We start from the raw sequence: 25,595 nt of genomic DNA on the forward strand, positions 1-25,595 counted from the left end.
CTGAAATAGACAGTCCCTCATGGCTTAGCCGTACTGTAATCTCCCAAAAAATTAGTTACGATAGTAAGTAGAAACTTAGTTGCCGATGATCTCCCAATAACCACCTTTGGCAGGGCCGATACGACGTAATTTTTTGTGCTTTTGCAATTGGCTGATATTGCGCTCTACCGAACGCTCAGTAATTCCCAGTAATCGCGCAAGCTCCGGTATCGTTATATCAGGATTACCCTGAATGTACGTTATAATTTTCCCCGACGTTTTCCCCGACGTTTTCCCCGACGTTTCCCCCGACGTTTTCCCTGTGTCGGCTAATCTTTCAGCATACACAATAACACGGAATCCATGCTGGAAATTTTCAAATTGAGGTGCTTTCAGCCCGTATTGTTCAAACGCCTCCCGGATTCGTCGAATCCCCGACCCGTACTTTTCGATAAGCTGCGCCTCCTTAAAAATTGCGGCAACTTTCCGGTTACGGGAATAGGACGAATACTCATCGGCCAGCAATTGCTCAATAGTAATAGTATCCGGCAGATGGCCGGGATTGAAGAACTCAATATAATCGTCAAAGATTTTTACCGATGAATCCCCACTGCTCATATAATCACGGTGGACAATCATATTAATGATAATTTCTCGTAACGCCGGCATAGGGTATTGCCAGCGCTCCTCGCGTTGCGGATCGCCAGTGATAATGTAACCTTTATTAATGTGCTTGCGAATGAACCCCAGCACTTCCTCCACTTCACTGAATAAGTCGCTGCGGACGGTCAACCCATCCTTGATACTGGTTGGTGTGGAGAAGCGGCCCAACTCAATGGCTGCCTGAAAGACATCATTTCTTGCAAACAACAGGAATCCGGCATTGCTGACCTTGCTATCCTTAATGAGTTCAAACTTCGTCAATACGGTAAGCGGGTCGTCGGTAAGCGGCGTCTCCTTACCCTGATTGCTCTTTTCGATAAATATTACAACCTTATCCAGCGATAGGTCATCGAGTACCCGATCCGGATTGATATAGCTATCCCAACTGGTATTGAAAGAGCGCAGATGCAGATCGGCGATTTCTGTCAACGAAAGTTGGTGATTGGCATTGTTTACTCGCTTGTAATACCGGCCTTTGAATGCAACGGGTTTGACCGGAAATTCTTTTACCGACAGTACGCCAACTTTGGTTCCGGCCAAGTCAATTTCATCGGCATCGGGAATAATACTGGGTTGGGTTTTATTCTTGATATCATTTACCCACTTCTGCAAAGACTCGCTACCCAACGTAAACCCTTTTAAAGGCTTGCCGCTATCATCAACACCCACCAATACCCGGCCGCCAACGCTATTGGCAAAAGCCGTAAGCGACTCAATGACCGCGTCGGTAAAGGAGCTTTTGAATTCAGTGTTTTGGTCTTCGCGTAAGCTGGTTTTTGGCATTTCCGTTTGGTATCTGGTGTTACTATTGGGTGCTCAAAGATAACTATTCTTGAATGAAATGCTGCAAAAAAGCTGTATTCGCGCGCGTGCAATTTCCCTAAGTGTAGTTTACGGAAGTGCTTAATACATGGATTAAGAAAATGCGAAGATACTGGATTGGGGCGCAGAGAACGGCCAGAGAGCGTAGCAAAATAAAGCCCCGAAACGGGTAGAATCGGGGCCTGTTAACTAACCAATTATAAACCTAAATTATGAACCCGACATGATTTAAATAATTATTAAATCACGAAGGGATAAGAATTATTTAAATCATCAAAGGCTCCATCTGACCACTAAAAATCACATCAGTTAAAAAAGAGAAACCCGCTACTCTGAAAGTAACGGGTCTCCGCCCCAATGGGGTTAGGGGCTATCAACCTAAACCTGATTCTAAAACGAAGGAAACGGCGGATTGTTTTGTTGGACGCATGATTTAATTTTTCAATGCGCCGTTTTGTGGCGTGGTTTGCCCGACTAGCTGACCTTTTCGCCATCAAATGAAAAAACTGTCGTTCATCACACAAGCGGGTTGCTTGTCACAAAGCATAGCGCGAATTGGGCGGTTCATCACCGGGAAATGGTCAGCTCGTCACAAAAACTTCGGGATCAGTTATCTCCATAAATGAGGGTTCGACCCTTACGGTTCTTGGATTTGATACAGATAACTGGACTTTTTGGCACCTCCCTATTTTCACAACTCAATTTCTCGTTCTATACTGATTTGCTCCAAAAAAGTTTCATCGTGAGAAATAACAAGTAATGTTCCTCGATACTCGTTAATGGCATTAGTTAATAGCGCTATATTCTGAATATCCAGATTATTGGTCGGCTCGTCCAAAATAATAATGTCGGGCGAGTGATTACTAATATGTAAACAGCATAACATTAAGCGCATTCTTTCCCCTCCACTCAAAGAACGGCAAGACTTGTCCCAATCTTCTTTGGTAAATAAAAAGCGGTTTAATCTCGTCTTAATTTCGTGTTCCTGCAATGCGGAAGTATTAAAGCGTTGTGCCTGTTCGTAAACGTTCAGATCATTACTTATCAGGGAATAATCTTGGTCAATATAAACCGCCTTGTTTGCTGCAATAAAAACCCTACCGATTTGTGGTGTGAGGTTTCCCAAAATCACGTTTACCAACGTCGTTTTTCCCGAGCCATTTGCACCCTTTATGGCGATACGTTCGCCGCTAACAAGTTGAAAATTCAGATTTTCCTCCCATAAGTATTTTTCGTTTTCATAGGCGAAATTGATGGCTTCTGCTGCAAAAATATTCTTGCCTTTGTGCAGTTTTGAATGGTCAAAATCGAGCTTCATTTGGTCGGTTTCAGAAAGAGAAGAACGTAAGTTTTGAAGTTCCTGCCTGATATTCCCGATTTTTTCTGCGTGAACGCCTTTCAATTTTGAAGTGCTGTTTTCAGCGTTGTTTCGTAAGGTATTCATCATGATCCGGGCAACGCCTGATTTTTCTTGTTTGCCTTTTCCTCGGCTATCTAATTTTTGTTGTCGTTCCAGTGTCTCCCGTTCTTTCTCTCTGGCTTTTTTCAATGCTCTTTCTTTGCTTTGAATATCGTGGCTCAACGCATTCGTTTCAATCTTTTTCTGTTCCTCATAAAAATCGTAATTCCCTCCGTAAACCTTAATTCCGCTTTTGTTTAACTCGCAGACGGCACCTAATAGGTTTAGTAATTTTCGGTCGTGGCTTACGATGATTAAAGTGCTTTTGGTTGATTGTATGAAATCATATAATAATTGTCTTGCCGAAGTATCCAAATGATTGCTTGGCTCGTCTAGCAAAACCAATTCGGGCTGATGGATGGAAATACCTGCAAGGAAGACTTTTGTTTTCTGCCCCCCACTCAATGTTCCCATTTTTTGCGACAAATCTAAATCAGAAAGTTGCCAATATTGCAAAACTTCATTACAACGGTTTTCTACCGTCCAGTCGTCATTCAGTATATTAAAGTTTTCTTCGTTTATACTTCCATTCAGAATTGCTGTTAGCGCATTTAGTTTGTTTTCAATCCGCAGGGCTTGTGCAATGGTCAACTGATTGAACTGCCCGAAAATCTGCGGGATATAATAAGGCGCCGTATCGATATTTACCTGTCCGTCGGACGGTTGAAGTTCTTTGGAAATAATTTTCAGCAACGTGGATTTTCCTACGCCGTTGTTCCCAATTAGCGCTATTTTGTCGTAATTGTTTACGGTAAGATTGATGTCGCTAAACAGTAAATCCTTGTTGAGATGTGTGTATGATAAATTGTGAATAGTAAGCATAATTTCTTTCTTTTAGGAATTAAACAATAGCACAACCGTTTTTACGGCCGTCACTCTTATTTGCCTGAAAGAAATTATTTTACATTTTTCGCTTACGTTATGTTTTGTACGGCAAACGTACGAAATAATTTTTTATGACGTCCGCTTTATCCCAATGTGGTGATCCCCCAAAAGGAACTGCTACCCCATTAATCTGGTAAGTCTTTATTTTTTAAGCGTCGACAGCAATTCATCCAACTGTTGGAAATCAACGGTCATACCTTCAATAAAGCCCATTTCGATTTCCTTTTCTAGGTCGGTAAGCGTATCGTAGGTCATCAGCATATCTACGCGCACTTTATGATCTGCCGGCACAAAGGTATTCTCCCATAGGTTTTGTGGAAGTGCCGGATTTAGTACGCCGTTTTCGTCGCTGAATCCACCTTTTGATGAAAAGAATTTCTCTTTTATAATGGCCACGAAATCGCTTCTGCTCCAATGTTTTTCACCTTCAGGGCTTACCATTGCATAAAGCCAAAAGCCGCCTTCTCGGAAATCCATTGTTTTCGTCTCCGCTCTCCAAGGTTGCGGACCCCACCATTGGTCCAGTAGTTCCGGTGTTGTCCATGCCTGCCATACCAGTTCAAGACTTGCATCAAATTCTCGGGTGATGCGAATGGTGTTGTTTTCTTTGTTGACAATGAAGTCAAATAAGGGATTGTTGCTCATGATTACTTGTTTTTAATAGTTCCCAATAAATCATCCAATTGGCTGAAGCGTGTTTCCCAGATTTTGCGGAACTGCTCCAACCAGTTGTCTATTTCTTTCATTTTATCAATTTCAAGCTGGTAATAGATTTCCCTGCCTCTTTGCTCCTGTTTTATCAACTCACATTCGGTTAAAATGCGGAGGTGATTTGAAATCGCCTGTCTCGTGGTATTGAAATTTTCGGCAATAGCATTGGGCGTCATTGCCTGCAAGGCGATTAGAGCAATGATCGCCCGCCTCGTCGGGTCGGCTATGGCCTGAAAAACATCTCGTCTTGTTTTCATTATGCAAGCATTTGATTGCAAATATAAATGCAATCATTTGATTTCGCAAATTTTTCCGATACTTTTTATCCGGTAGTTTCACCCACCTCTTACTTGTGAACGTATGCTTCGAAAAAGAGGATTAATGGACCTAGAAATTCCATACTTTTGTTATATGGCATCGGTACAGGAAGTAGACTTGCATCTCAAGGCGTTCATGCGCAACACGTCAGGGCTAAGCAACGAGCGAATGGTACAGTTAAGCATCGAGCGTATGCGGGCGGCACTTGATAAGGCCATTGACCAGCGCCAACGGGAAATCCGCTTCATCCATGGGCATGGAACCGGCACTTTGCGCGAACGGGTATACCACGAACTGCGGGTTTACCAGCAAAAGGGCCTTATCGAATCGTTTGAACCCTCGTTTTTCAATCCGGGAGCTGTTCAAGTGATTATCCATTATGGATAAGGGCCTGAAATACGAAAAAAGTACGGCTGCTAATCGAAACCAGCAAAATATCGTTCTCTAAAAGCCCGAGGAGCCAATCCGGTGATGGTACTAAATTGCTTATTGAAATTGGATATGCTGTTGTAGCCACACTCATAGCCGATTTCAGAGATTGACTTGTCGGAAACAAACATACCCCAATTTCAAGATTACCACCTTTTACAACGAGGTAAGCATGACGGATATACAGGGTGTGGATTTTGATTATCAAGGCCTAATAAGTCCAACAGCTATCGCAGCGCATCTATACGACGCTACAGACTACTATATATGTGGCCCTGCACCGATGCTGGACTTTGTAAGGGAGGAACTGGTTGCTGCAGGGGTAAACGCTACATCGGTTCATACCGAATCTTTCCACTCGGACCTGGACAGCGCCACTACCGAGCAGGTTTTACCATCCAACAGTGGAACGAATGCGGAGATACGTACCATCAGGTTTTGTAAATCCGGTAAAACGTTCCAATGGGACAGCCGATTTACTTCTATACTGGAGTTTGCCGAGGCAAATGATATCGAAATCAGCTCGGGTTGCCTATTTGGTGATTGCGGCACCTGCCTTACTACGATACAAGAAGGCACCATTAAATATACCCACCCTACCATGGTGAAACCCAATACAGGGCAATGCTTACCTTGTAGTTGCGTACCGACCAGTGACCTTATTTTAGACGCATGAAATTTACATGTAAACGACATGATGATACTCAAAACCACTAAACCCTGACTTACCGACGGCAAAAAGGATTAAGGCAGACAAACAGGTACACATTACTGAAAATAACATACATTGTGACCCTCTTCAAAACAATCTTCACCAGGGACTGCCTATTTTTAGATATCTATAATTGGGATAATAGCCTGGAGAAAAAAGAAGACGCCATCAAAGCCGTACGTGAGGTCATCCGGCAATGGCCAGCAAGGGAACAGGGTTGGAACGCGCGCGCATCCCAGTAAAAAACCGTCCCGCCTGAGGCGGGACGGCGAACCACAAATTAATATGCCCAAACACACTAAGGCATACTGATACGGCTTTTCTCCTCACTCTGGGTCTCACGGCGGGCGCCGTTCTTGAGGCTACCAAAGTTGACGGTTAGGGTAAGCCGCGCAACCCTTGTTTCGTTTTTCTGATTGATAATGGCATGCAAGCCCCCAAAGTGCGTACGTACGTCCTGCACACGGGTATCGAAAACATCGCTGACCGAAAATTTAAGGTTTACCTTCTTATCGTAAAACGACTTGTTCAACCCGGCATCGATAGACCATTGCGCACCAATGCGATACACGCTGTAGATCAGTGACGAGCGGTAATTCGCCGATGCTTCTGCTGTAAAGGTTGGCCATATCGTAAAGGTATGGTTGCTACGCAACTGCCAAGCAAACTGCCCCTGATGAAGCTGCTCGCCATTCAACGGCCCATCAAAAGCCATGTAAAAGGCATTCAGATTGTTGTTGGTGTCCCACCATTTTGCGATTTTCACCGGCGCATTCACGTTGGCATACCAGACGTCCTGTTTGGCAAGATTATCCCGCGATACCCACGTCTGTTTTGTTTCGTCATTCTGATTCATCGATTCGGCAATGACGTCATTTGTGCGACTGTAGCCCGCGCTCAGGTTATAGCGCTGCAATAGGGTGTACGACAGGTCGAAGGCATGGGTATATTCCGGCCGTAGGTACGGATTTCCTTTTTCGAAGGTATACTGATCGAGGAAGTACTCGAAGGGGTTAAGATTTCCGTAATTCGGCCTGTTGATGCGTTTGCTATAAGACAAACCGAATTGGTGATTGTCCGAGAGGTTGTAATTCACGAACACACTGGGGAAGAAGTCGATATAGTCACGCTTGATGCGGTTGGCCAACGTAATGGAGTTGCCATCCGAAACGGTATACTCGCTACGGAGCCCAGCCTGGATATCCCATTTACCCAACTGGGTATGGTAGTTGAGGTAGGCAGCGGCCACCTGTTCTTCATATACGAAGTGATTGGTACGGTTCCCGGCATTTTGCCACACGCCGCCCACCCGGTTTTCAAAGCGCATGTCGTTGTCGGATGCTACGTTGCTGTACTTCACCCCGGCTTCCAGCTTATTATCCTTACCGAATGGGTGAGTGTAATCCACTTTGGCCACGCGGATATCGATGATGGTAGGCATGTCGCTGCGCGACAGCAACGGCTCGTCTTTCATGTCGCCCGAGGGCAAGAAGAGCGTATTGTTGTAGTTGGCTTTGTTGTGATTCGAAAAGCGGGAGATGTCTACATCGGCCACCAATTTACGACCATTGGTGTCTATCGTGAACTGGTTGTTGACATTCACCGCCAAGCTCGTATAACGGCCATCGAAAATCGACGCGGTGGTAAGCGTCGAGTCCGGCGACAGGATGGTTTGGCCAATGAGGGTATGGCTCGAATTGTTGTTGTCGTTGCCACTGGCATACCCGTTGAGCGATATGCCGATCACGTTACGGTCGGACGTTTGGTAATCGACGCCGCCCCGGTAAGCGTGGCTCGAATGATGTCGTATAAAGTCGGTGTACTGCTGGAAATCGGTATTGGCTCCGCCGGGTAATGAAATGGACCGGAAAATATCGATTTCATTACCTCCCCGATTGTTCATGTAGCTATACGTGCCATATACATTCACTGGGCCTTGCTTATGGTTCAGGTTGAGCGATGTGTTGGCCTTATGGCCGAATCCGTAGCCGGCGCCCAGTGTCAGCGAACCATTGGTACCCGCCAACCGATTTTTTTTGAGCACAATATTGATCATACCTGCTGTTCCCGAGGCATCGTACTTGGAAGACGGATTGGTAATCAGCTCGATCGATTTGATGGTGTTACCATCCGTATTCCGGAGGAAATTGGCCAATTGTTCGGCTGAGAGATGGGTTTGCCTGCCGTCGATCATCACCGTGACACCTTGCTTTCCCATGAGGCTGATGTTGTCGTCCTTATCTACGGTTACACCGGGTGAGCGCTCAAGAATATCCATCGCGGTATTGCCCGCTGCCAAGGTGGAGTTCTCTACATTCACCACCAACATATCGGCCCGGCGTTCCACCAAGGGCTGTTGGGGTGCTGCCACGGTCACCTCCTCCAACACGGTATTGCCACTATTTAGCACCAATGTACCAACGGTCGTGCTACTTGCGGCCGATGTAACCACAATCGGTTCGCTGGCCCCATCGTCATAGCCAACAAGTACAGCGGTAACGCGGTAGCTACCCGGTGCAATGCCCGCAAACGTAAACCCACCCTGCTTGTCGGGAAAGACGGTACGGACAACCGTTGAGTCTTTCATATTCAACAGGTGCACGGTCGCCAAGTCGAGTGGTTGGGCCTGTTCATCAACCACCTTCCCGGCAAGGGTTGCCTGCTGGGCGTACACGCCAGCACCGCAGCAAACAAGGAGTGCAGTTATCACTATATAAAATTGGTTCATCAGAAAAATATTATTCATTCTTTATTCAGTGGCATCAATAAGCGCTCGCATGAAGCGGTGCATAACACTCCCCTGTCAAAAAGCATCCATCTTTTCAACCTGCTGTAAATTAGGTATGTTACGTATTGCTTATTTTAATTTAACGAACAGGCATTGCAACTATAAACCATTTCGGTTTTGCCCATGTTCTCGCGTTTTTTCGTTATTGAGCCGCGCACGTTGTTGGTAAGACGCATTGACGAATCGAAAAGTTGCATCGTTGCCCAAATAATTTTTAACATCCATCTATATGGCCCCTTTTGACGGACACCTAGTTGACAGCCGCTACGGTGTCGATAGCTGCGCGGGGCACGCTGTCTATACGAACGGTATCGATAATCGTTGGTGTTTCCGCGGGGAGTGGAGGTGCAATTGCACATTTCAAGCCGGAAGCTGTCATCACCCACTCCGTTTTATCAGGCCGATCCGACTCATCGTAATTTTCGGCGCACTGATTGAACGGCAGGTCGTAGATATGGCGTTGTAAATCCCTGTCGATGATCAATCTGGCCCCTACCGGGATATTCAGCTTAAGATGGAGTTGTTGATCGCGCATCAGGTCGTCATTAGCAATACGGAAGTGGCTACCAAACACGAGTGTGTCGCCGTGTTGTTGAAAATCGTAATCGATTTTTCCGGCCCGCTCAGCTGCCCGTTCGTACGTGGCCCCATGTGCCGAATACTCGTAAGTAAGTGAGGGCGTTTGGAGGGAATCCACTTTTACGATGCGCATATACATACGGCTTTGCCCCTCAAGGATATTCCGGTTGCGGATGACGGCCCGCTCACGGATACTGGATATCCGGTCTGACGAATCGCGCTGGAGACGGATTACCGTCATATCGTTTCTTGTAAGGCGGTACGCCGGGTGCTTTTCCAACGACCGCTCTTCCACTACGGTACTTTCCTCACGGAAATCGTTGAGTGTACGTGTGGCATATACCACGGTGAAGCCCACGGCAATCAACCATACGATCAACAACGTAAACCCGGTGTATTGCCCCATGGCACTCCGGTTAAACAAGATCCGTATGATCAGGGCCACCAATGCAATGAATGGGATGATGGCTACGACCAGGGCACCGACCAGCATCGGCGTACGAAAATCCGGCTCGATCACATTGAGCGGAAACATAGCCATACCGACACCGTTTCCGAAGAACCCGAAACTAGCGATGATGGCGACTACCAACACGATTAGTCCGCCACACAACCCGACGATTACGAGTACGCCGAGGATTTTCACCAATATGACAAATGCGCGCACCAAAAAATTTCCAGCCGAGTTGAGTCCGCGCCTAATACCCGCCTCGGCTCCGGTAAAATTTGAACGGAGGCCCTCCATCTCCTCCTGAAAACTACGTTTGAAATTCTGCAGATTGGGTGCTTCGCCACGCATGGCCATGCGGTCGGCGCGCGTACGGGCCAAGGGCATCACGATCCAAAGGATGATGTAAAGCAGGAAACCCGTACCGCCAAAGATAAACAGCAGTACCAGGATCAGCCTCACCCACCTTGCTTCGATGGCAAAATAATGCCCCAGTCCGCTACAGACACCGCCGAACACTTTGTCGTCGGGGTCACGCATCAGTTTACGTTCCCCACTGTGTGGTGCAAAATCGTATCCTTCGGCCGATGCATAGCCTTCTTCCTGCCCTTCGGTTTCAAAGTCGCTCACCCGTCCCATTTGGGCGATGACATCGTTGACATCCTGCATGGTTACGACTTCCTTTTTGCCCTGCACGATGCGGTCGTTAAACATCTCCGCAATGCGGTTCTCGATGTCGCCCACGATCTCATGGCTATCCGCTGTATTCCCGAAGTGCTTCTTCACCTCGATCATATAGGAGCGCAACACGTCATAGGCATCCTCTTCGATGTGGAAGACGATTCCGTTTATGTTAATGATGATGGTCCTGTTCATTTTCTTGTGGTTTTTATTGTCTTTTTGTTTGCTATTGCTATTTGCCTTTCTGCTGTCTACTAGTTGCTTTTTTCTTCCGGATCGCTTCCCGCCACACTGTTCGGTTCTTCCCCACCCGCTGCTTGCAGTCGCCCCGCCATCGAGGTCTGCACGGCAAAAACCAGTTCCTCCCAAGTGGTGTCCAACTTATTGAGTACTTCAGTTCCGGCCGGTGTGATTTGATAATACTTGCGGGGGGGGCCAGATGTGGATTCTTTCCAAACATAGCTGAGCAGCCCGTTGTTTTTTAGCCGGGTAAGCAAAGGATATAACGTACCCTCTACCACCAATAACCGCGCTTTCTTAAGCTCGCCAATGATGTCTGAGGCGTATATCTCGCCTCGCGAGATAATCGAAAGGATACAGTATTCGAGTATCCCCTTCCTCATTTGGGTTTGCGTGTTGTCTACTATCATAATGCAAAGATATATGTTTTAGTTTGTACTATGCAATACATAGTAGTATATACTTTTATAAAATCCTGATATTCAGAGTAAAAAATTTAAGTCGCATTGAAAATGAGTAGGCAAGGAAATAGCTATTCATCGAAAAAGCCACGATGGCTGGGGTGATGGCACCCACCATCGTGGCTTTATTTTCCGGCGTTGGCGACTGTTATCAGTAGCCCGGGTTCTGCTCCAAATTCGGGTTTACCGCAATTTGCTGGCTCGGAATGGGATATACCAGGGTGTGCGGACCTGCATCAGCAGGTTTCTCCTGCCAAGGCTCCAAAAATTTGCCAAACCGGATGAGGTCCTGCCGTCTCCAGCCCTCCCAATACAGTTCGCGTCCACGTTCATCGAGCAGGTTGTCGAGGGTTAACTCGGTAAACGGCCCTACACCTCTATTTTCGCGGATGTCGTTTACCAAGGCGAGCGCCTCCGCCGCAGAACCGGTGCCACTGCGTAATATAGCCTCTGCTTGCATTAGCAGCACATCTGCATACCGGAATACCACCCAGTCATTATTACGTTGGCCCGACGGCACACTATAGTCGAACGCATACTTCATTACCCGGATGCCGGCGGTCTCCAGGGTATTGCCCGAAGTTCTGAGCGTTACCTCAGGCGTAAATACCAGCGGTTGCGACGATGGATTTCTCGCCATCAGGGGTTCATCGGTTTCTAAATTATACTGCTGGCCAACGAGAAACCCGACATTACGCCGCTCTCCGGGGTTATCCATCGTATCAGCCGGATATGCATAGTAAATGCCCACCCGCTCATCCTCCGCCTCAAACAGACCGTAGTAGTCTGATAGGGTACACCAGCCGTTCCATCCACCCGGCGTCATATTGTAATGGGCTATCGTATTCCATGTTCGGTCCACACTTCCACCCCGCACGCCAAACTCGTTGTGGAGCGTAAAAATATTCTCTGTGGAAACCGCATCGTTATTCGGCGCGAAATTGTCGAAGTACTTCCCTGCTGGCGAAATGGTGTATTCACCACTCCCGGTGATATCCTCAGCCAGCGTAATTACTTGGTTCATGTCAGTTACATCAAACGTCGGATTTTCGCGGTTCAGGAACGTGCCTTTGTTCAGATACAATTTCATGAGCAACGCCCGGGCAGCGTTCTGATTGGCTACATATGCCTCACCTGAGCTTGGAAGGTCGCCCATGATGGCGGTCAGTTCGTTAGCAATAAAATCAATGGCATCCTGCGTTTGCAACGTTTCTGGCGGTACGCGAAAATCATCCAGCTCTTCGCGATAAGGCACCATACCCCATAGGCTCAATACGTCATACATGCTTAGTGCGCGGATAAAGCGGGCTTCAGCGGCTTGCCGTGGGGTAGGGTCACTACGTAACACGTTCGACGCCTGAAACTGAGCACCAAGCAAACTAACGAATGTACTGTTCATAAAGGAGTTGTCAGGGTTCCACGTATGCTGGTGGATAGCCCGATAAATTCCATTGTCGTCCCAGTCGCCGCCCCGGGTAGGTGCCATGGCCGCATCGGTGGAAATTTCTTCAAGCACCCACCGTTGATCTTGGTGGTAGGGGGTATTCAGGGCGGTATAGGCACCGATCAGCAGATCGGCCGTATTCACATTCGACACCCCTTGTTCCAGCTCGCTCCGAAGCTGCTCATTCAGGTCGGTACAGGAAAAAGACCAGCCTGCAACAACTAATACGACAACGCGATATATTTTTAATGTCTTCATGGTTCCAACATTTTACAGTGAAAAATTAAGGCCCAACAAAAATGTCCGTGCCGGTGGATAGGGAATGTACTCAATGCCAAGCGAGGGTATTCCGTCTGTGGTACCATCGGTGTTTACCTCGGGATCAAACCCATTGTACCCTGTAAAGACGAACAGGTTTTGGCCGGTGAGTGAAACGTTTACATTACGTATACCCCCGAGGTTTCCCACGTTGTAGCTCAAGGTCAGGTTCGACAACTTCAGGAAATCACCTTTCTCTAGGTAACGGGTTGAGGGTGCAGCCGAGTTGGACGTGGATTCACCCGCTTGTTGATCGAAGTTAACTTTTGCAATATTCCGATTAGACAAATTGTTTACACCCAACACCGTAGCCATCGTATTATTGAAGAGGTAATGGCCAAAGGCGCCGTGCATATTAAGGGTTGCTGTAATCCGCTTGTAAGTAACATCAGTGGATATGCCTAACAACGATGTGGGATTAGGGCTGTCTACGTAAAACTTATTCAACGCGGGGTCTACCGCTGTGCTGACGTCACCGTCCAACCCACGGTACATGCTCATGCCGGTTGTAGGGTCTATACCTTCAAACCGGGCCAAATACCACACGTTCAGCGGTTGGCCACTCACCATCCGCTGCCCGAGTACACCCGAGAAACCCTGCCCCCGCAGTGCTGCGGTTTCATAATAACCCAATAAACCGTTAACCTCATTTCGCAGCAATGTCGCGTTGGCGGACAGGTTCCAAATCCAGTTATCGTTCTGGATAATATTGCCGAACAAGGCGAGCTCTACGCCTTCGTTAACGATTTCACCATCTAGATTGACCCAAATCCGGCCCGCAGGTGCCGGCTGGGCGAGTGTTTGTTCAAATAGGGCATCGGTGGTGGATTTCTTAAAATAGTCAATAGACCCTGAAAGCCGTTCTTGGAAAAGCCCGAAATCGATACCGGCATTGATGGTTGCCGAACTCTCCCATCGCAGGTTCGGATTACCGAAATTTTCCTGACTAATACTCTGGGCATCGAATACGTAGCGATCTTTCGAAGCACCCGATGGGAATTCCTGATTACCGGTTTGCCCCCAACCCAGTCGGACTTTCAAGTTGCTGATGTGCTCACTATCCTGCATAAACGCCTCATTGGAGACGTTCCACGCGAACGCCAACGATGGAAAGTTAGCGTACTTATTGTTTTCTCCAAACTTGGTGGAGCCGTCGCGGCGGATGGTTCCGGTTAATAGGTAGCGATCCGCATAGTTGAATGCTGCACGGGCAAAGAACGACTGCAATTCGTTGGTCGGGTACCGGTAAGAATTAATCGATCGGTTACTGGCTATGGCATAATCGAGGTAGTCATAGTAGTCGAGGTCACCCAGTTCGGAAAAGCCGGTTCCGCTTTCCGAATTCCATCGTGTATCGAAGCTCAGGTATTCATAGCCCACCACGGCATTCAGGTTGAGATCCGTTGCAATATCTTTGTTGAATGACAACGTATGAGTGAGCTGGTGGTTGGTCTCGAAATCATTGCCAATGAACGCACCTCCGTTATTCACATTGCTCGGGTTAATCATCCCCGCGATAAACCGCCCCGTGCGCCTACCTGTTTGCCTGGTGAAACTGTACAACAGCTTATACTCCAGCTCGTCGGTTATTTTATAGGAGGGTGCAAAGCTCGCTAAAATGGTATTGACCACCGCGATGTCCTTGTATGCTTCGAGTGCAGTCAATGGGTTAATAAGCGAAGGTGATTGATAAGCCAATTCGCCGTCACTATCCCGCAGCGGCAATGTGGGGTTCCATTGCAGCGCTTGGGAGATGACGTTTCCCTCGAATCCAACACCGTAATCGATTGGCGCAATGTTTTCATTATTCTGTGTGGCCAGCAAGTTCATGTCGAGTCCCAGCTTCTTGCTTTCCAAGAAGCGGAAACTGCTGCTCAGATTGGCTGTATATTTACGCAGCCGGGAGGTTTCAATTATTCCGTTTTGATCCAGGTAGCCTGCAGAAACCCGATAACGACCGTCGGCATTTCCGCCCGATACATCCACGTTATAATTTTGGGTCATGGCCGTCCGGGTAATTGCATCAAAAGCATAGACATTCCCACCGTGGTCGGCTTGGGTATCGTCTGGTGTATAAAATTGCACGGCTTGCCTGAACTCATCGGCGGAGAGTACCTCAGGTTTCTTCAACAATGTGGAAAAGCCGGTAGACGCCATCACGTTCAGTATGGGTGTCCCCGTTTGTCCACGTTTGGTGGTGATAATCACGACGCCGTTGGCACCACGTGAGCCGTATATCGCGGTTGCAGATGCATCCTTCAAAATATCCATACTGGCGATATCATTCGGGTTGAGGTAACTGAGTGGGTTACCACCGTCAGACCCGTATCCGCCGGATCCGCCCGGCCGTGCGGATGTACCCGATAGCGGAATGCCATCCACCACGAACAGCGGGTTGTTTCCGGCACGGATGGATGAATTACCCCGTATCCGCACGGTAGTAGCTCCACCCGGCTGGCCGGTGTTGTTGATGACCATCACGCCCGCTGTTCGTCCTTGTATCAATTGGTCGGGTGCCGCAATAACGCCTTTGTTGAAATCCTTGGCCTGCACCGACGCTACCGAGCCGGTGAGATCCCTACGCCTCGCCGTACCGTAACCGATTACGACTACCTCGTCCAAGCTTTCCCCGCTCGATGTGAGGCCGAAATCGACCACTTGCACCGACCCCGATACCGTGACGGTACGTTCGGCTTGTTCATAACCAATGTAGGATACCGTGAGGGTATAGCTACCATCCGGAATGCCGGTAAAGGAATAATTTCCTTGCTCATTCGTTCCGGCCTGCCGGTTCAATTCAACAATGTGCACGGACGCACCAACCAGCGGTTGCTGGCTTTCGTCCAATACTTTACCTTGTATGCCACCTGTTTGGGCATACCCTGGCATGGCCCATAGCAATGCCAACAACGCACAAACGAAACCGCCTACGCGCCGAAAAAAGAATACAACTGTTTTCATAATGCTTTGTTTGTTAATAATTGGTTATTGATCACGGGTTCATGATGATCAAAAGCCGTTGATCGACGGTTTACCGTCAAGCACTGCTTTCCTAACAAAGAGGGTGTTGATTTGTTTTTTTAAGGAATATTCTTTTTTACTGCTTCTTCAACAACCACTTTCTATAGCGGTGGAGGGCAAACATCACCACACCCGCTATCACGGCACAGGTTGTTAGCGGGTGGCCTTGGGGCAATGCGAGTAAGCAGATGAGGCAGAATACCACCACGAAGACGTACAAGTAACTAAAGTAAGGGTGTTTGATAAGGCTTTGTAGTCTTCCCATGGTTGTTCCTATCGCGCTACGGGCTCAACCCGCAGCCCCACATCCGCAACCTCGCGCAGTGGGTTTTCGCGCATGTTTTGCTCAATGATAAAGTGGTATAGCCCTGTATCCGGAAAATGGATATTTTGCCTGATGAGTTCCTGATGGGCATACATGCTACCGGTACTGCGGCCCAACCAACGGCCATCAGGAGCGGCAAGGCGCAGTTCAAACCGTTCCGTCGTGTCTTTGATACCCGGCCCCGACTGGTGCACAAGCAGGAAAATATTCGAATACCGGTAGTCGGGCGTATGGCGTAGGTTCAGGTAGATATTATACCGTTGGCCCGTGTCGGTAATATGTGCTGTCAGTCGGGGTTGGTCGTCATAATGCCAAGTGTTGTCGGCAATGGCTACGTTCTTGTCTACCACGGCCGTATCTGTACACGATATAACCAGTATGCCTAATGCAAAAACCAATCGCCATATTGTCGATCCGTGCTGCATGGACTATTGGTTTGGGGTTCCACCGGGTTGTTGTGTTCCTCCTGACTTACCACGGCGGTTGCCCCGGAACCGTTTTTTCGATTTCGGTTTCCCCTCGTCAGCGGGAGACGGTGGAGTCGACTGCCCCGCATTGCGTGCCTTATTTTCGGGTTTAGGCCCCGGTCGTTGCCCCTCGGGCTTCTGCTTGCCTTTACTGCGGCGCTTTTTCTTATTGCGCTCATCCAAACGTGTCAAGCTATCCTGGCCTACCACATTCTCGTAGTCGTAACTTACAGGTTTCTCTTCCACGACTTCCTCCAGCACGACAGCGCCAATTTCTTCCGGTCTCACCCCTTCTTTATTGAGCTGGTGGATTTCTTTTACACGGTCGGTGGTCAGCGGAATCCAGTTTTCCTCTCCGGGATAGGTAAACCACATCAGTTTTTTGAAGATATCCGTTTTCTGCAGGTATGCCGTTCCGCGCTGTGTTTCTATCCGCTCGATGTTGTTGGGAATATCTTTGAGCGCATCCATGTAGCTGTCCAGCTCGTAGTTGAGGCAGCATTTTAGCTTCCCACACTGACCCGCGAGCTTAAGTGTATTGAGTGACAGATTTTGGTACCGCGCTGCGGAAGTTGATACGGTTTTGAAGTCTGTGAGCCAAGTGGAGCAACAGAGCTCACGCCCACAGGAGCCAATCCCCCCCAGCCGGCTGGCTTCTTGCCGCATACCAATCTGGCGCATCTCGATACGGATACGGAACGCTTCCGCCATACGTTTGATGAGTTCCCGAAAGTCTACCCGCCCTTCGGCCGTATAATAAAAGGTAGCCTTGCTTTTGTCGCCCTGGTAGTCTACGTCGCTGATTTTCATCGATAACCCCAAGTCTAGCGCCAGCTTGCGGGCGCGATGCATGGTTTCCCACTCCAGGTCTTTCGCCGCTTGCCATTTTTTGATATCGGCGTCGGTTACCTTACGGTATATCTTTTTGGTTACGCTTTCTGCGGTCACTTTATTCTTTTTCAGCTGAAGACGCACCAATTCACCGGTCACTGATACATGGCCGATATCGTATCCTCCCGTATTGGGTTCTACGGCTACCATTTCGCCCATTTCGAGGTAAAGGTTCTCGTGGTTGACGTAAAATTCTTTCCGGGATCCCTTAAACCGGACCTCCACAATATCGAAGGGTTTATAATTTGTTGGCATGTCCATGTCGGCCAGCCAATCGTATACATTCAACTTATTACATCCGCTCGTGCCGCAGGTACCGTGATTCTGGCAACCTGCCGGTGCAGTACCAGCAGTACCACACCCGCCGCCGGATGAGCAACTGCTACATCCCATAATTATCGCTATATATAGAGTCCACCTGCCGGCGGAACGTTTGATACTTAAAAATTAAAACTAACTGCAAAGATAAATCTAAAAACAATATTTTCGGATTCGCATTGCGTTCAATATGATAGTGTGCCTCTTCGAGCAACCGTACCGTTTCTTCCACCTGTCCCAATTGGTAATGCTTGCCAAACTTCTGCACGAAATCCAATTCGGCGGCGGGTAAGTGAATCATTTGCAGCATGCCGGCCTTTAACAATACCGCCTGCCGCATCATATTAATGGCGTAAAGTAAGAAACTTTTTTGATTTTCGCGGCCCAACTTCAACAATTCATCCTCGCAGGCCTTGATGATGTCCGCACCGGCATCCATTACACAGTAGCGCAGCCAGCGTACCATAAGGTTGAAATAACCGTTATTATCTTCACCCAGCAGGTTGATGGCCTGTTGCAGGTTTCCGTTGCTGATGAACGCAATTTCGTTGGCCTGGTGTTCGCTCACACCGTGCATGCCTACCAAGTAACGACTTACACTGGCGTTATCCAGGCGGTTTATCTTCACCAACTGTGTGCGTGATATAATGGTATTCAATATTTTATCAGGGTTCTCGGCCACCAAAAGGAATAATGTGTTTTCCGGAGGTTCCTCGATAAGTTTCAGCAGCGCATTGCCCTGGGTATCCAGGTACTCGGGCAGCCACATGATGAGCACCTTGTACTTCGCTTCAAAGGCTTTCAGGCTCAGTTTTTTGATGATATGATGCGCTTCGGCAATGTTGATGTTTGCCTGTTTGTTTTCGGCATCCAGTTGGTCCCTCCAATATCCGATACCCATATATGGGTTGCTTAAAAAAGCTTTGCGCCAAGCTTCCGCATATGTTGCGGCGGTATCTTCCTTATGTTTTGCAAAAAAAGGATAGGATAGGTGGAGGTCGGGGTGTATTAACTTGTTGTATTTGCGGCAAGATGCACATTCGCCACAACTATCGGTCGGTTGCCGGTTTTCACAGTTGAGGTATTGGGCGTAGGCTACGGCCAACGGCAAGCTTCCGCTCCCCTCCGGCCCTAAAAAAAGCTGCGCATGGCTTACCCGATTTTCCTGCACGGTATTAATCAGGTGTCGTTTCACCGCTTCTTGCCCGCCTATTTCCTTGAATAACATGCGTTCTCTACTGTATTTGTCCGTTAGACCCTCAGCATCATTCATGCCACGGGCCCGATTTTCCAAAGGTACGTAAAAGGTGGGGAATGTTGGTAGCTTTCGGCAGGCAGACGAGTTTGCATATTACGGGACCGATGCCCCAAAGTTATTCGCAAAATCTAAAGTTCTGGTGGAAAGTTCTGCCGTTGGATGACGAAATAATCGAATTGGCAACGCATGGTATCTGTTGCCGTCCAAGTCATTTTGGCATAACCCTTGCCTATTTGTAGGCGTAACAAAAAGGAGAACGTTATGAAAACAATGAAAATGATTGGAACATTTGTGATGGTATCATTGCTATTTATGGTTGCGTGCGACAAGGACACCGATCCTGCCGATAGGGACTTGTTTGTTGGAACGTACGAAGGCACGATATCATTCAATGGTGATGGTGAAACCATCATCGATGATGACGGAAAAGTAACGGTAACCAAGGTAGGTAGTTCGTACTCCTTTATATTCGGAAGCGGCATTCCGGATATCACCGGCGTACGTTTCGAAGAGGGGGATGACAATGTATATGTCAGTGTTGGCGATGGACTCACAGGTATACGAATTACAGCAAGCTCGCTCGACATCGGCGTCACTAATGATAGGGGCACATGGACGGCAGATTGCAGCCGGTAAGCGATGTACAACATATTGAAAAACGGCCAGCATGCTGGCCGTTTTTTTTATTCCAGTTTACTATTCCAGACAATCAGTCGAATAAATCAGACAACCGAAAGCGAGTTTGGCCCCAATGTTGTGCGTGCAGCACCATGAGAATTATTTTGCAGTTCGTGGCAGCAGTCTCCATCCTGCTTGCAGGGTGCGGCGTAGACCGGCAAGCCAAGGCCTTACGTGCACTCGAGAAATGCCAATATGCATTTATTTCAGCCGATAGCGTATATTTAGCCGGCACAGACGTAAATAAACTGATAGCGAACGGACGAGTAGATATCGGTAGACTACCCGGCGTGGCATTGGGCTTCCTCAACCGCGACATCCCCTTGTCGGGCATTTTGAACTTGCGTATCACCAACCCGACCAACAACCTGGCCGGGATTCAACAATTCGCTTACAAAATCGCCATAGAAGGCAGGGAAGTCTTGGACGGCACATCAGACCTGCCCATTGAAGTACCGGCCGGTGAGACCGTTATCGTTCCTGTGAAACTGCAAACCAACGTTTACCAATTCCTTTCCGACCAGCAGACGCTCCAGAAGCTGCTCGCTTTCATCAAAAGTGCGCGTGATGGCGCTACGGATGAAAAGGTAAACCTCACGTTCAGCATCAAACCCACGCTGGCCCTGGGCAACAAGCAGCTTAACTATCCAGGCTATATCCGTGTCGACAAGCAGGTAGACGCCAGCGTTCTTTTGAAGACCGGGCTCATTCCGCGCTAGCGCCGGGTATATTGCTCCTCGTAATATTGCTGGTAGTGGCCCGAAGTGACGTCGTTGAGCCAATCTTCGTTGGCAAGGTACCAGTCCACCGTTTTCTCCAAACCCTCCTCAAACTGCAGGCTCGGCTGCCATCCGAGGTCGCGTTCCAGTTTGCTCGCGTCGATGGCATAGCGCAGGTCATGCCCCGCCCGATCTTTCACAAACGTAATCAGCTTGGCCGATTCGCCTTCAGCACGCCCCAGTTTGCGGTCCAGAATGCTGCACAGCAACCGGATGAGGTCGATGTTGGTCCATTCGTTATGCCCACCGATGTTATAGGTCTGCCCCGATGCAGCCCGATGGAAAATCACATCGATAGCCCGCGCGTGGTCTTCTACCCATAACCAATCCCGCACATTCTCCCCTTTTCCATAAACCGGTACGGGCTTATTGTTTTTAATGTTGTTGATGGCCAACGGGATCAGCTTTTCGGGAAAATGGTGCGAACCGTAATTGTTGGAGCAGTTTGAGATCACAACATCCATTCCATACGTATCGTGGTACGCCCGTACAAAGTGATCGGACGATGCTTTGGATGCCGAGTATGGCGAATGGGGGTCGTAGCCGGTTTCTTCGGTAAACATCCCTGTATCGCCAAGGGCACCGTACACTTCATCAGTAGAGACGTGGTAAAAGCGGTGTTGGTCATATGCTCCCACCCACTGCCCGCGGGCGGCATTGAGCAGGTTAACGGTGCCTACCACATTGGTGAGCACGAACTCATTCGGGCTGCTGATCGACCGGTCCACATGCGATTCTGCTGCTAAATGAATAACCGCATCGGGCTTTTCCGTGGCAAACAAATCATCTATAAACGCTGCATCGGTGATGTCTCCTTTTACAAAACGATAATTGGGTGCCGTTTCGACATCTTTAAGGTTAGCCAGGTTACCCGCATAGGTAAGCTTGTCTAAGTTAACGATTTCATATTGTGGGTAGGTGGTTACCAGCCTACGCACGACATGCGATCCGATAAATCCGGCCCCGCCCGTAACGATAATTTTCTTTTTCGTGTTGCTCATACTTCGTTAGGTAAGCCCTGCGCCTCCATATAGGGCCGCATGCCCGATTGGTACGCAAAGGCCAATGCACTATTCAGTTCGTCCCGGAATTCAAACTGCAAATCTTCATGCAGTTTATCGTATATCCCGAGGATGTATTTCATCCGGCCGGTCTGGTATTGCAGCAGCCGGTCATTCAGCTGGTACAGGTGTTCCTCAAACAGCTGGCCGAAGTGGGCAAAACTTTGTGAGACTAACCACAATCGGCACCGCACTTCGCTCATTTTATCTTTCGTAACGGTTGCATGCTCATTGATTAGGCCGCTCCCATACTTCAGCTCACCCATGATGGCGTCCGCATTGCGCGACCGAAGCATGTTGGGGATGTATCCTGCCGCCCGGTCGATGAGCTGCTGCAGCTGGCCAAGAAGTGCCGCAGTACGCTCCTCCAAATCGAACTCATCTTCCAGCAGTTGGAAATGCAGCTGCTTTATCAGCATCCCGTCTTTATTGATCAACCGCACCAGCAGCTTGTCCTTCTCCGCCTGTGGCAGGTCGAGAATGGCTTTTTTTAGTGCCGGTTGTTGATTGAGTCTCATCTCCCCGATCTACGTCAGCGGATGGTCTTGCAGATACTGTTCCCATTTCCAAGCCGACCGCATCATATCGGCAATACCCAGCTCGGCTCTCCAACCCAGTTCGACGGTCGATTTGGAAACGTCGCCCCACACCTGCTCCACATCGCCGGTACGGCGCGGCCCGATCCGATAGTTGAGCGCCACGCCGGTCGATTCCTCGAATGCGAGGATCACCTCCAACACCGAGTTGCCCGTGCCCGTGCCGATGTTGAACACGTCGTAATTGCCATTCGGGTTGCCACGCTCAAGCAATTTTATCGCCGCGACATGCGCCTTCGCCAGATCCACCACGTGGATATAATCGCGGACGGCCGACCCGTCGGGCGTATTGTAATCGTTGCCGAATACGGTGATGGGACCGCGTTTGCCGATGGCGCTCTGCGTGATAAACGGCACCAGGTTCTGCGGTACGCCCAGGGGCAGCTCGCCGATCAACGCCGTATCGTGGGCACCCACCGGATTGAAATACCGCAGCGACACCACTTGGTAGTTGCCGGCGGCGGCTGCCGTCTCCGATAGGATTTCCTCAGCAACCTGCTTGGTGTTGCCGTAGGGCGATTCCGCCCGCTTCACCGGCGCGGCCTCGGTAACCGGCAGCTCATCGGGCTGGCCATACACCGTGCAGCTCGATGAAAACACGAAGTTAACCGGCTTATCACGGTACGCGTTCAGCAGATTGATCAGCGAGAAAAAGTTGTTGTGGTAGTATTTGAGCGGCTGCTGCACCGATTCGCCAACGGCCTTATACGCTGCAAAGTGGATGATGCCGGTGATGTCCGGCTGACCGGCCACGAATGCGCGCACCGCCCCTTCGTCACAGAGATCGAAGTTGTGGAATTCGGGCCTGGTACCGGTAATCTTCGCAATCTGGTCCAGCACTCCAACGTTGGAGTTCGACAGGTTGTCTACCACAACGGGAGTGTAGCCCGCGTTCTGCAGTTCGACTACCGTATGTGATCCGATGTAGCCCGTACCCCCTGTAACCAATATCCTGCTCATCTATTTTTTGTTATAGTATGTAAAATCCTTATGTTTTATTTCCTGGTCGGGCAGCGACATGAAGTAGTCATAAGTAATCCGCAGCCCTTCTGCTCGGCCCACCTTAGGCTCCCAACCCAGCAGCTCACGCGCCTTGGTGATATCGGGACGCCGTTGCTTGGGGTCATCCACGGGTAGGTCACGGTATACCAGCTTCTGGGTGGTGCCGGTAAGCTTGATGATTTCCTCGCCGAACTGCCTGATGGTGATCTCGTCGGGGTTGCCGATGTTGACCGGATGGGGATGATCGCTGTGCAGCAGGCGGTAAATGCCTTCCACCTGGTCGTCGACATAGCAGAACGACCGTGTCTGCGAGCCATCGCCGAAAACGGTGAGGTCTTCCCCGCGCAGGGCCTGGCCGATGAATGCCGGCAGTACCCGTCCATCGTTGAGCCGCATTCGCGGGCCGTAGGTGTTGAAAATACGGACAATGCGCGTCTCCAGGCCGTGGAACGTGTGGTAAGCCATCGTAATGGCCTCCTGGAAGCGCTTGGCCTCGTCGTACACGCCGCGTGGCCCCACCGGATTCACATTGCCCCAGTACGTTTCGGGTTGCGGGCTTACCGTAGGATCGCCATATACCTCCGAGGTCGAGGCTACCAGGATACGCGCTCCCTTGGCCCGGGCCAAGCCCAGTAAATGGTGCGTACCCAGCGAACCCACTTTCAGGGTCTGGATAGGGATCTTCAGGTAGTCAATCGGGCTGGCCGGCGAAGCGAAATGCAGGATGTAATCCAGCTTACCCGGCACATGCACGAATGTGGATACATCATGGTTATAAAATTCGAAGTGCTCGAGTTTGAATAGGTGCTCGATGTTGCGGAGGTCGCCCGTGATCAGGTTGTCCATGCCTATGACATGGTAATCCTCCTTGATGAAGCGGTCGCAAAGGTGTGACCCCAAAAAGCCCGCCGCGCCGGTGATGAGTATACGTTTTCTCGACATCTTGTTTCTTAGCTTAACCGACTAAGTTTTCGGTTTTAATGTATCCGAGGCGAATATAAGGATTATCGCAAAGATGCAAGCATCCCCACCGGCCGCAACCAAAAATTAAGGCCGGTTCATTGCATTTTGTCGCGTTTCGGCGACAAGCGCAGGCAAAATTCTACTACTCCACGAACAATTCGGCAGCGATATGGTCGGCAAACAGCTTCCCTTTCCGAGTGAGGGTAGCTACCGGACCTTCGATAGCAATGTCGCCGGTAGCGGTAAAGCGTGGCAGCACGGCCTTGAGTGCACTGCGGTAGCGCAGACCGAATTGCCGTTCTACCACGTCGAGGTTGAGCCCCCATATCGTCCGTAAAGTAGTCATAATGTACTCGTTGAGCTTATCGGAGGTGCTTAATTCTTCTTTCTCATACGGCACCCGGTCTGCCTGTATAACCCTGATATAATGTGCGTTGTTTCGAATATTCCATTGACGCGAGTGGCCATCAAACGAGTGCGCGGAGGGGCCGATGCCGATATAGGGCACGCCTTTCCAATAGTTGCTGTTGTGGCGGGCATAATTTCCCGGCAAGGCAAAATTGGAAATTTCGTAGTGGATGAAGCCGGCAGCCGCCAACGCGTCCATCAACTGGTTGAATTGGGCTGCGGCCTGTCCTTCGTCGACAGGCAATTGCTTACCTTTGCGGATGAATGCCGCGAGCGCCGTTCGCGGCTCGACGGTCATACCATAAGCAGAAATGTGTGGAACACCCATTGCCACCAAGCGACCGATATTGGATTGCCATTTCGCATCGGATAGGATCGGGTATCCATAGATCAGATCGGCCGTGATCATGCCATAGCCTGCATCCTGTACCCGTTTGATGGCTTCATGAGCCTCCACGGCACTATGCGCACGGTTCATCCACCGCAGGTCTTCTTCAAAAAACGATTGGATACCGATACTGAATCGGTTGATGGGTGTGGCACGCAGTGCCTGCACATATGCATCGCTCAAATCGTCCGGATTGGCCTCGATGGTAACTTCGGCACCGGGGCGAACCTCGAAATGGCTTGCCACAGCCCCGATCAGCCGATTGATATCCGCGGCGGAAAGCAACGACGGTGTCCCCCCCCCGAAATAAATGGTTTCGATAACCACATCCCGGCCAGCGAGGTAACCTGATTGCAACGCTACCTCCCGACATAAGGCAGCCACCATGTCATCGCGGTGCTTCAGCGATGTACTAAAGTGGAAATCGCAGTAGTGGCATGCTTGCTTGCAAAAGGGGATATGGAAATAGATACCGGCCATTCCACAAAGGTAACGTTGTTTAA

The 25,595-nt window shown here is 49.3% G+C and carries 24 protein-coding genes; 5 read left to right on the forward strand and 19 right to left on the reverse strand.

Annotation, left to right across the window (positions count from 1 at the left end):
• Positions 1–75: 75 nt before the first annotated feature.
• From VNQ80_RS06870 to VNQ80_RS06885, 4 genes are all read right to left on the reverse strand, one after another.
• The gene (locus tag VNQ80_RS06870; protein ID WP_325636783.1) at positions 76–1,425 is read right to left on the reverse strand and encodes an ATP-binding protein; all 1,350 of its coding nucleotides are present in this window, start codon (positions 1,423–1,425) and stop codon (positions 76–78) included.
• 730 nt (positions 1,426–2,155) lie between these two features.
• Positions 2,156–3,745 (reverse strand): ribosomal protection-like ABC-F family protein, encoded by a 1,590-nt coding sequence (abc-f, locus tag VNQ80_RS06875; RefSeq protein ID WP_325636785.1) that lies wholly within the window; start codon positions 3,743–3,745, stop codon positions 2,156–2,158.
• Positions 3,746–3,949: 204 nt separating this feature from the next.
• Positions 3,950–4,453, reverse strand: a complete 504-nt coding sequence (locus VNQ80_RS06880; RefSeq protein WP_325636787.1) for an SRPBCC domain-containing protein — start codon at positions 4,451–4,453, stop codon at positions 3,950–3,952.
• Between the two features lie 2 nt (positions 4,454–4,455).
• Positions 4,456–4,776, reverse strand: a complete 321-nt coding sequence (locus VNQ80_RS06885; RefSeq protein WP_325636789.1) for a metalloregulator ArsR/SmtB family transcription factor — start codon at positions 4,774–4,776, stop codon at positions 4,456–4,458.
• A gap of 103 nt (positions 4,777–4,879) precedes the next feature.
• On the opposite strand from VNQ80_RS06885, the gene VNQ80_RS06890 reads away from it, so the two are divergent.
• A complete protein-coding gene (locus VNQ80_RS06890; protein ID WP_325636791.1) occupies positions 4,880–5,224 on the forward strand; it encodes a Smr/MutS family protein in 345 nt (114 codons plus the stop codon).
• A 29-nt stretch (positions 5,225–5,253) separates the two neighbouring features.
• On the opposite strand, the gene VNQ80_RS20940 is transcribed toward VNQ80_RS06890, so the two are convergent.
• Positions 5,254–5,397: a helix-turn-helix domain-containing protein gene (locus VNQ80_RS20940; RefSeq protein WP_414692984.1), complete on the reverse strand. Its 144-nt coding sequence runs from the start codon at positions 5,395–5,397 to the stop codon at positions 5,254–5,256.
• Between the two features lie 41 nt (positions 5,398–5,438).
• On the opposite strand from VNQ80_RS20940, the gene VNQ80_RS06895 reads away from it, so the two are divergent.
• Positions 5,439–5,942, forward strand: a complete 504-nt coding sequence (locus VNQ80_RS06895; RefSeq protein ID WP_325636793.1) for a flavin reductase family protein — start codon at positions 5,439–5,441, stop codon at positions 5,940–5,942.
• Positions 5,943–6,055: 113 nt separating this feature from the next.
• Positions 6,056–6,220 carry a hypothetical protein gene (locus tag VNQ80_RS06900; RefSeq protein ID WP_325636795.1) on the forward strand — a complete coding sequence of 55 codons (165 nt, stop codon included), beginning with the start codon at positions 6,056–6,058 and terminating at the stop codon, positions 6,218–6,220.
• Between the two features lie 56 nt (positions 6,221–6,276).
• Here VNQ80_RS06900 and VNQ80_RS06905 read toward each other — a convergent pair whose 3' ends face one another.
• The 9 genes from VNQ80_RS06905 to VNQ80_RS06945 form a co-directional block, all read right to left on the reverse strand.
• Entirely contained in the window at positions 6,277–8,706 is a 2,430-nt protein-coding gene (locus tag VNQ80_RS06905) for a TonB-dependent receptor domain-containing protein (protein ID WP_325636797.1), read from the reverse strand.
• Positions 8,707–9,016: 310 nt separating this feature from the next.
• On the reverse strand, positions 9,017–10,669 hold the full coding sequence (locus VNQ80_RS06910; protein WP_325636799.1) for a PspC domain-containing protein: 1,653 nt from the start codon (positions 10,667–10,669) through the stop codon (positions 9,017–9,019).
• A gap of 59 nt (positions 10,670–10,728) precedes the next feature.
• Entirely contained in the window at positions 10,729–11,124 is a 396-nt protein-coding gene (locus VNQ80_RS06915) for a PadR family transcriptional regulator (protein WP_325636801.1), read from the reverse strand.
• 202 nt (positions 11,125–11,326) lie between these two features.
• Positions 11,327–12,877 (reverse strand): RagB/SusD family nutrient uptake outer membrane protein, encoded by a 1,551-nt coding sequence (locus VNQ80_RS06920; protein ID WP_325636803.1) that lies wholly within the window; start codon positions 12,875–12,877, stop codon positions 11,327–11,329.
• Positions 12,878–12,889: 12 nt separating this feature from the next.
• Entirely contained in the window at positions 12,890–15,898 is a 3,009-nt protein-coding gene (locus VNQ80_RS06925) for a SusC/RagA family TonB-linked outer membrane protein (protein ID WP_325636805.1), read from the reverse strand.
• A gap of 136 nt (positions 15,899–16,034) precedes the next feature.
• On the reverse strand, positions 16,035–16,223 hold the full coding sequence (locus VNQ80_RS06930) for a hypothetical protein (protein WP_325636807.1): 189 nt from the start codon (positions 16,221–16,223) through the stop codon (positions 16,035–16,037).
• Between the two features lie 8 nt (positions 16,224–16,231).
• The gene (locus tag VNQ80_RS06935) at positions 16,232–16,708 is read right to left on the reverse strand and encodes a gliding motility lipoprotein GldH (RefSeq protein WP_325636809.1); all 477 of its coding nucleotides are present in this window, start codon (positions 16,706–16,708) and stop codon (positions 16,232–16,234) included.
• A 3-nt stretch (positions 16,709–16,711) separates the two neighbouring features.
• Positions 16,712–18,034 carry a regulatory iron-sulfur-containing complex subunit RicT gene (locus tag VNQ80_RS06940; protein WP_325636811.1) on the reverse strand — a complete coding sequence of 441 codons (1,323 nt, stop codon included), beginning with the start codon at positions 18,032–18,034 and terminating at the stop codon, positions 16,712–16,714.
• Positions 18,024–19,187, reverse strand: coding sequence for a hypothetical protein (locus tag VNQ80_RS06945; RefSeq protein WP_325636899.1), 1,164 nt, complete (start codon positions 19,185–19,187; stop codon positions 18,024–18,026). Before VNQ80_RS06945 ends, VNQ80_RS06940 begins: the two co-directional genes overlap by 11 nt.
• Before the next feature lie 291 nt (positions 19,188–19,478).
• Between VNQ80_RS06945 and VNQ80_RS06950 the strand changes: the two genes are divergently transcribed.
• Both VNQ80_RS06950 and VNQ80_RS06955 read left to right on the forward strand, forming a co-directional pair.
• Positions 19,479–19,853, forward strand: coding sequence for a hypothetical protein (locus VNQ80_RS06950; protein WP_325636813.1), 375 nt, complete (start codon positions 19,479–19,481; stop codon positions 19,851–19,853).
• 134 nt (positions 19,854–19,987) lie between these two features.
• A complete protein-coding gene (locus VNQ80_RS06955) occupies positions 19,988–20,614 on the forward strand; it encodes a hypothetical protein (RefSeq protein WP_325636815.1) in 627 nt (208 codons plus the stop codon).
• Here the strand turns inward: VNQ80_RS06955 and rfbB are convergent.
• The 5 genes from rfbB to hemW all read right to left on the reverse strand — a co-directional run bounded on the left by rfbB (position 20,611) and on the right by hemW (position 25,572).
• Positions 20,611–21,675, reverse strand: coding sequence for a dTDP-glucose 4,6-dehydratase (gene rfbB, locus VNQ80_RS06960; RefSeq protein WP_325636817.1), 1,065 nt, complete (start codon positions 21,673–21,675; stop codon positions 20,611–20,613). The genes VNQ80_RS06955 and rfbB overlap by 4 nt on opposite strands.
• A complete protein-coding gene (locus VNQ80_RS06965) occupies positions 21,672–22,253 on the reverse strand; it encodes a hypothetical protein (RefSeq protein WP_325636819.1) in 582 nt (193 codons plus the stop codon). The genes rfbB and VNQ80_RS06965 overlap by 4 nt, the downstream gene beginning before the upstream one ends.
• Positions 22,254–22,262: 9 nt before the next feature.
• The gene (galE, locus tag VNQ80_RS06970) at positions 22,263–23,291 is read right to left on the reverse strand and encodes a UDP-glucose 4-epimerase GalE (protein ID WP_325636821.1); all 1,029 of its coding nucleotides are present in this window, start codon (positions 23,289–23,291) and stop codon (positions 22,263–22,265) included.
• Positions 23,292–24,275 carry a UDP-glucuronic acid decarboxylase family protein gene (locus VNQ80_RS06975; RefSeq protein WP_325636823.1) on the reverse strand — a complete coding sequence of 328 codons (984 nt, stop codon included), beginning with the start codon at positions 24,273–24,275 and terminating at the stop codon, positions 23,292–23,294.
• A 163-nt stretch (positions 24,276–24,438) separates the two neighbouring features.
• Positions 24,439–25,572 (reverse strand): radical SAM family heme chaperone HemW, encoded by a 1,134-nt coding sequence (gene hemW / locus VNQ80_RS06980; protein WP_325636825.1) that lies wholly within the window; start codon positions 25,570–25,572, stop codon positions 24,439–24,441.
• Positions 25,573–25,595 lie beyond the last annotated feature (23 nt).

The sequence above is a fragment of the Parapedobacter sp. genome, from assembly GCF_035556095.1.
In the GTDB taxonomy this organism is placed as follows: Bacteria; Bacteroidota; Bacteroidia; order Sphingobacteriales; family Sphingobacteriaceae; genus Parapedobacter.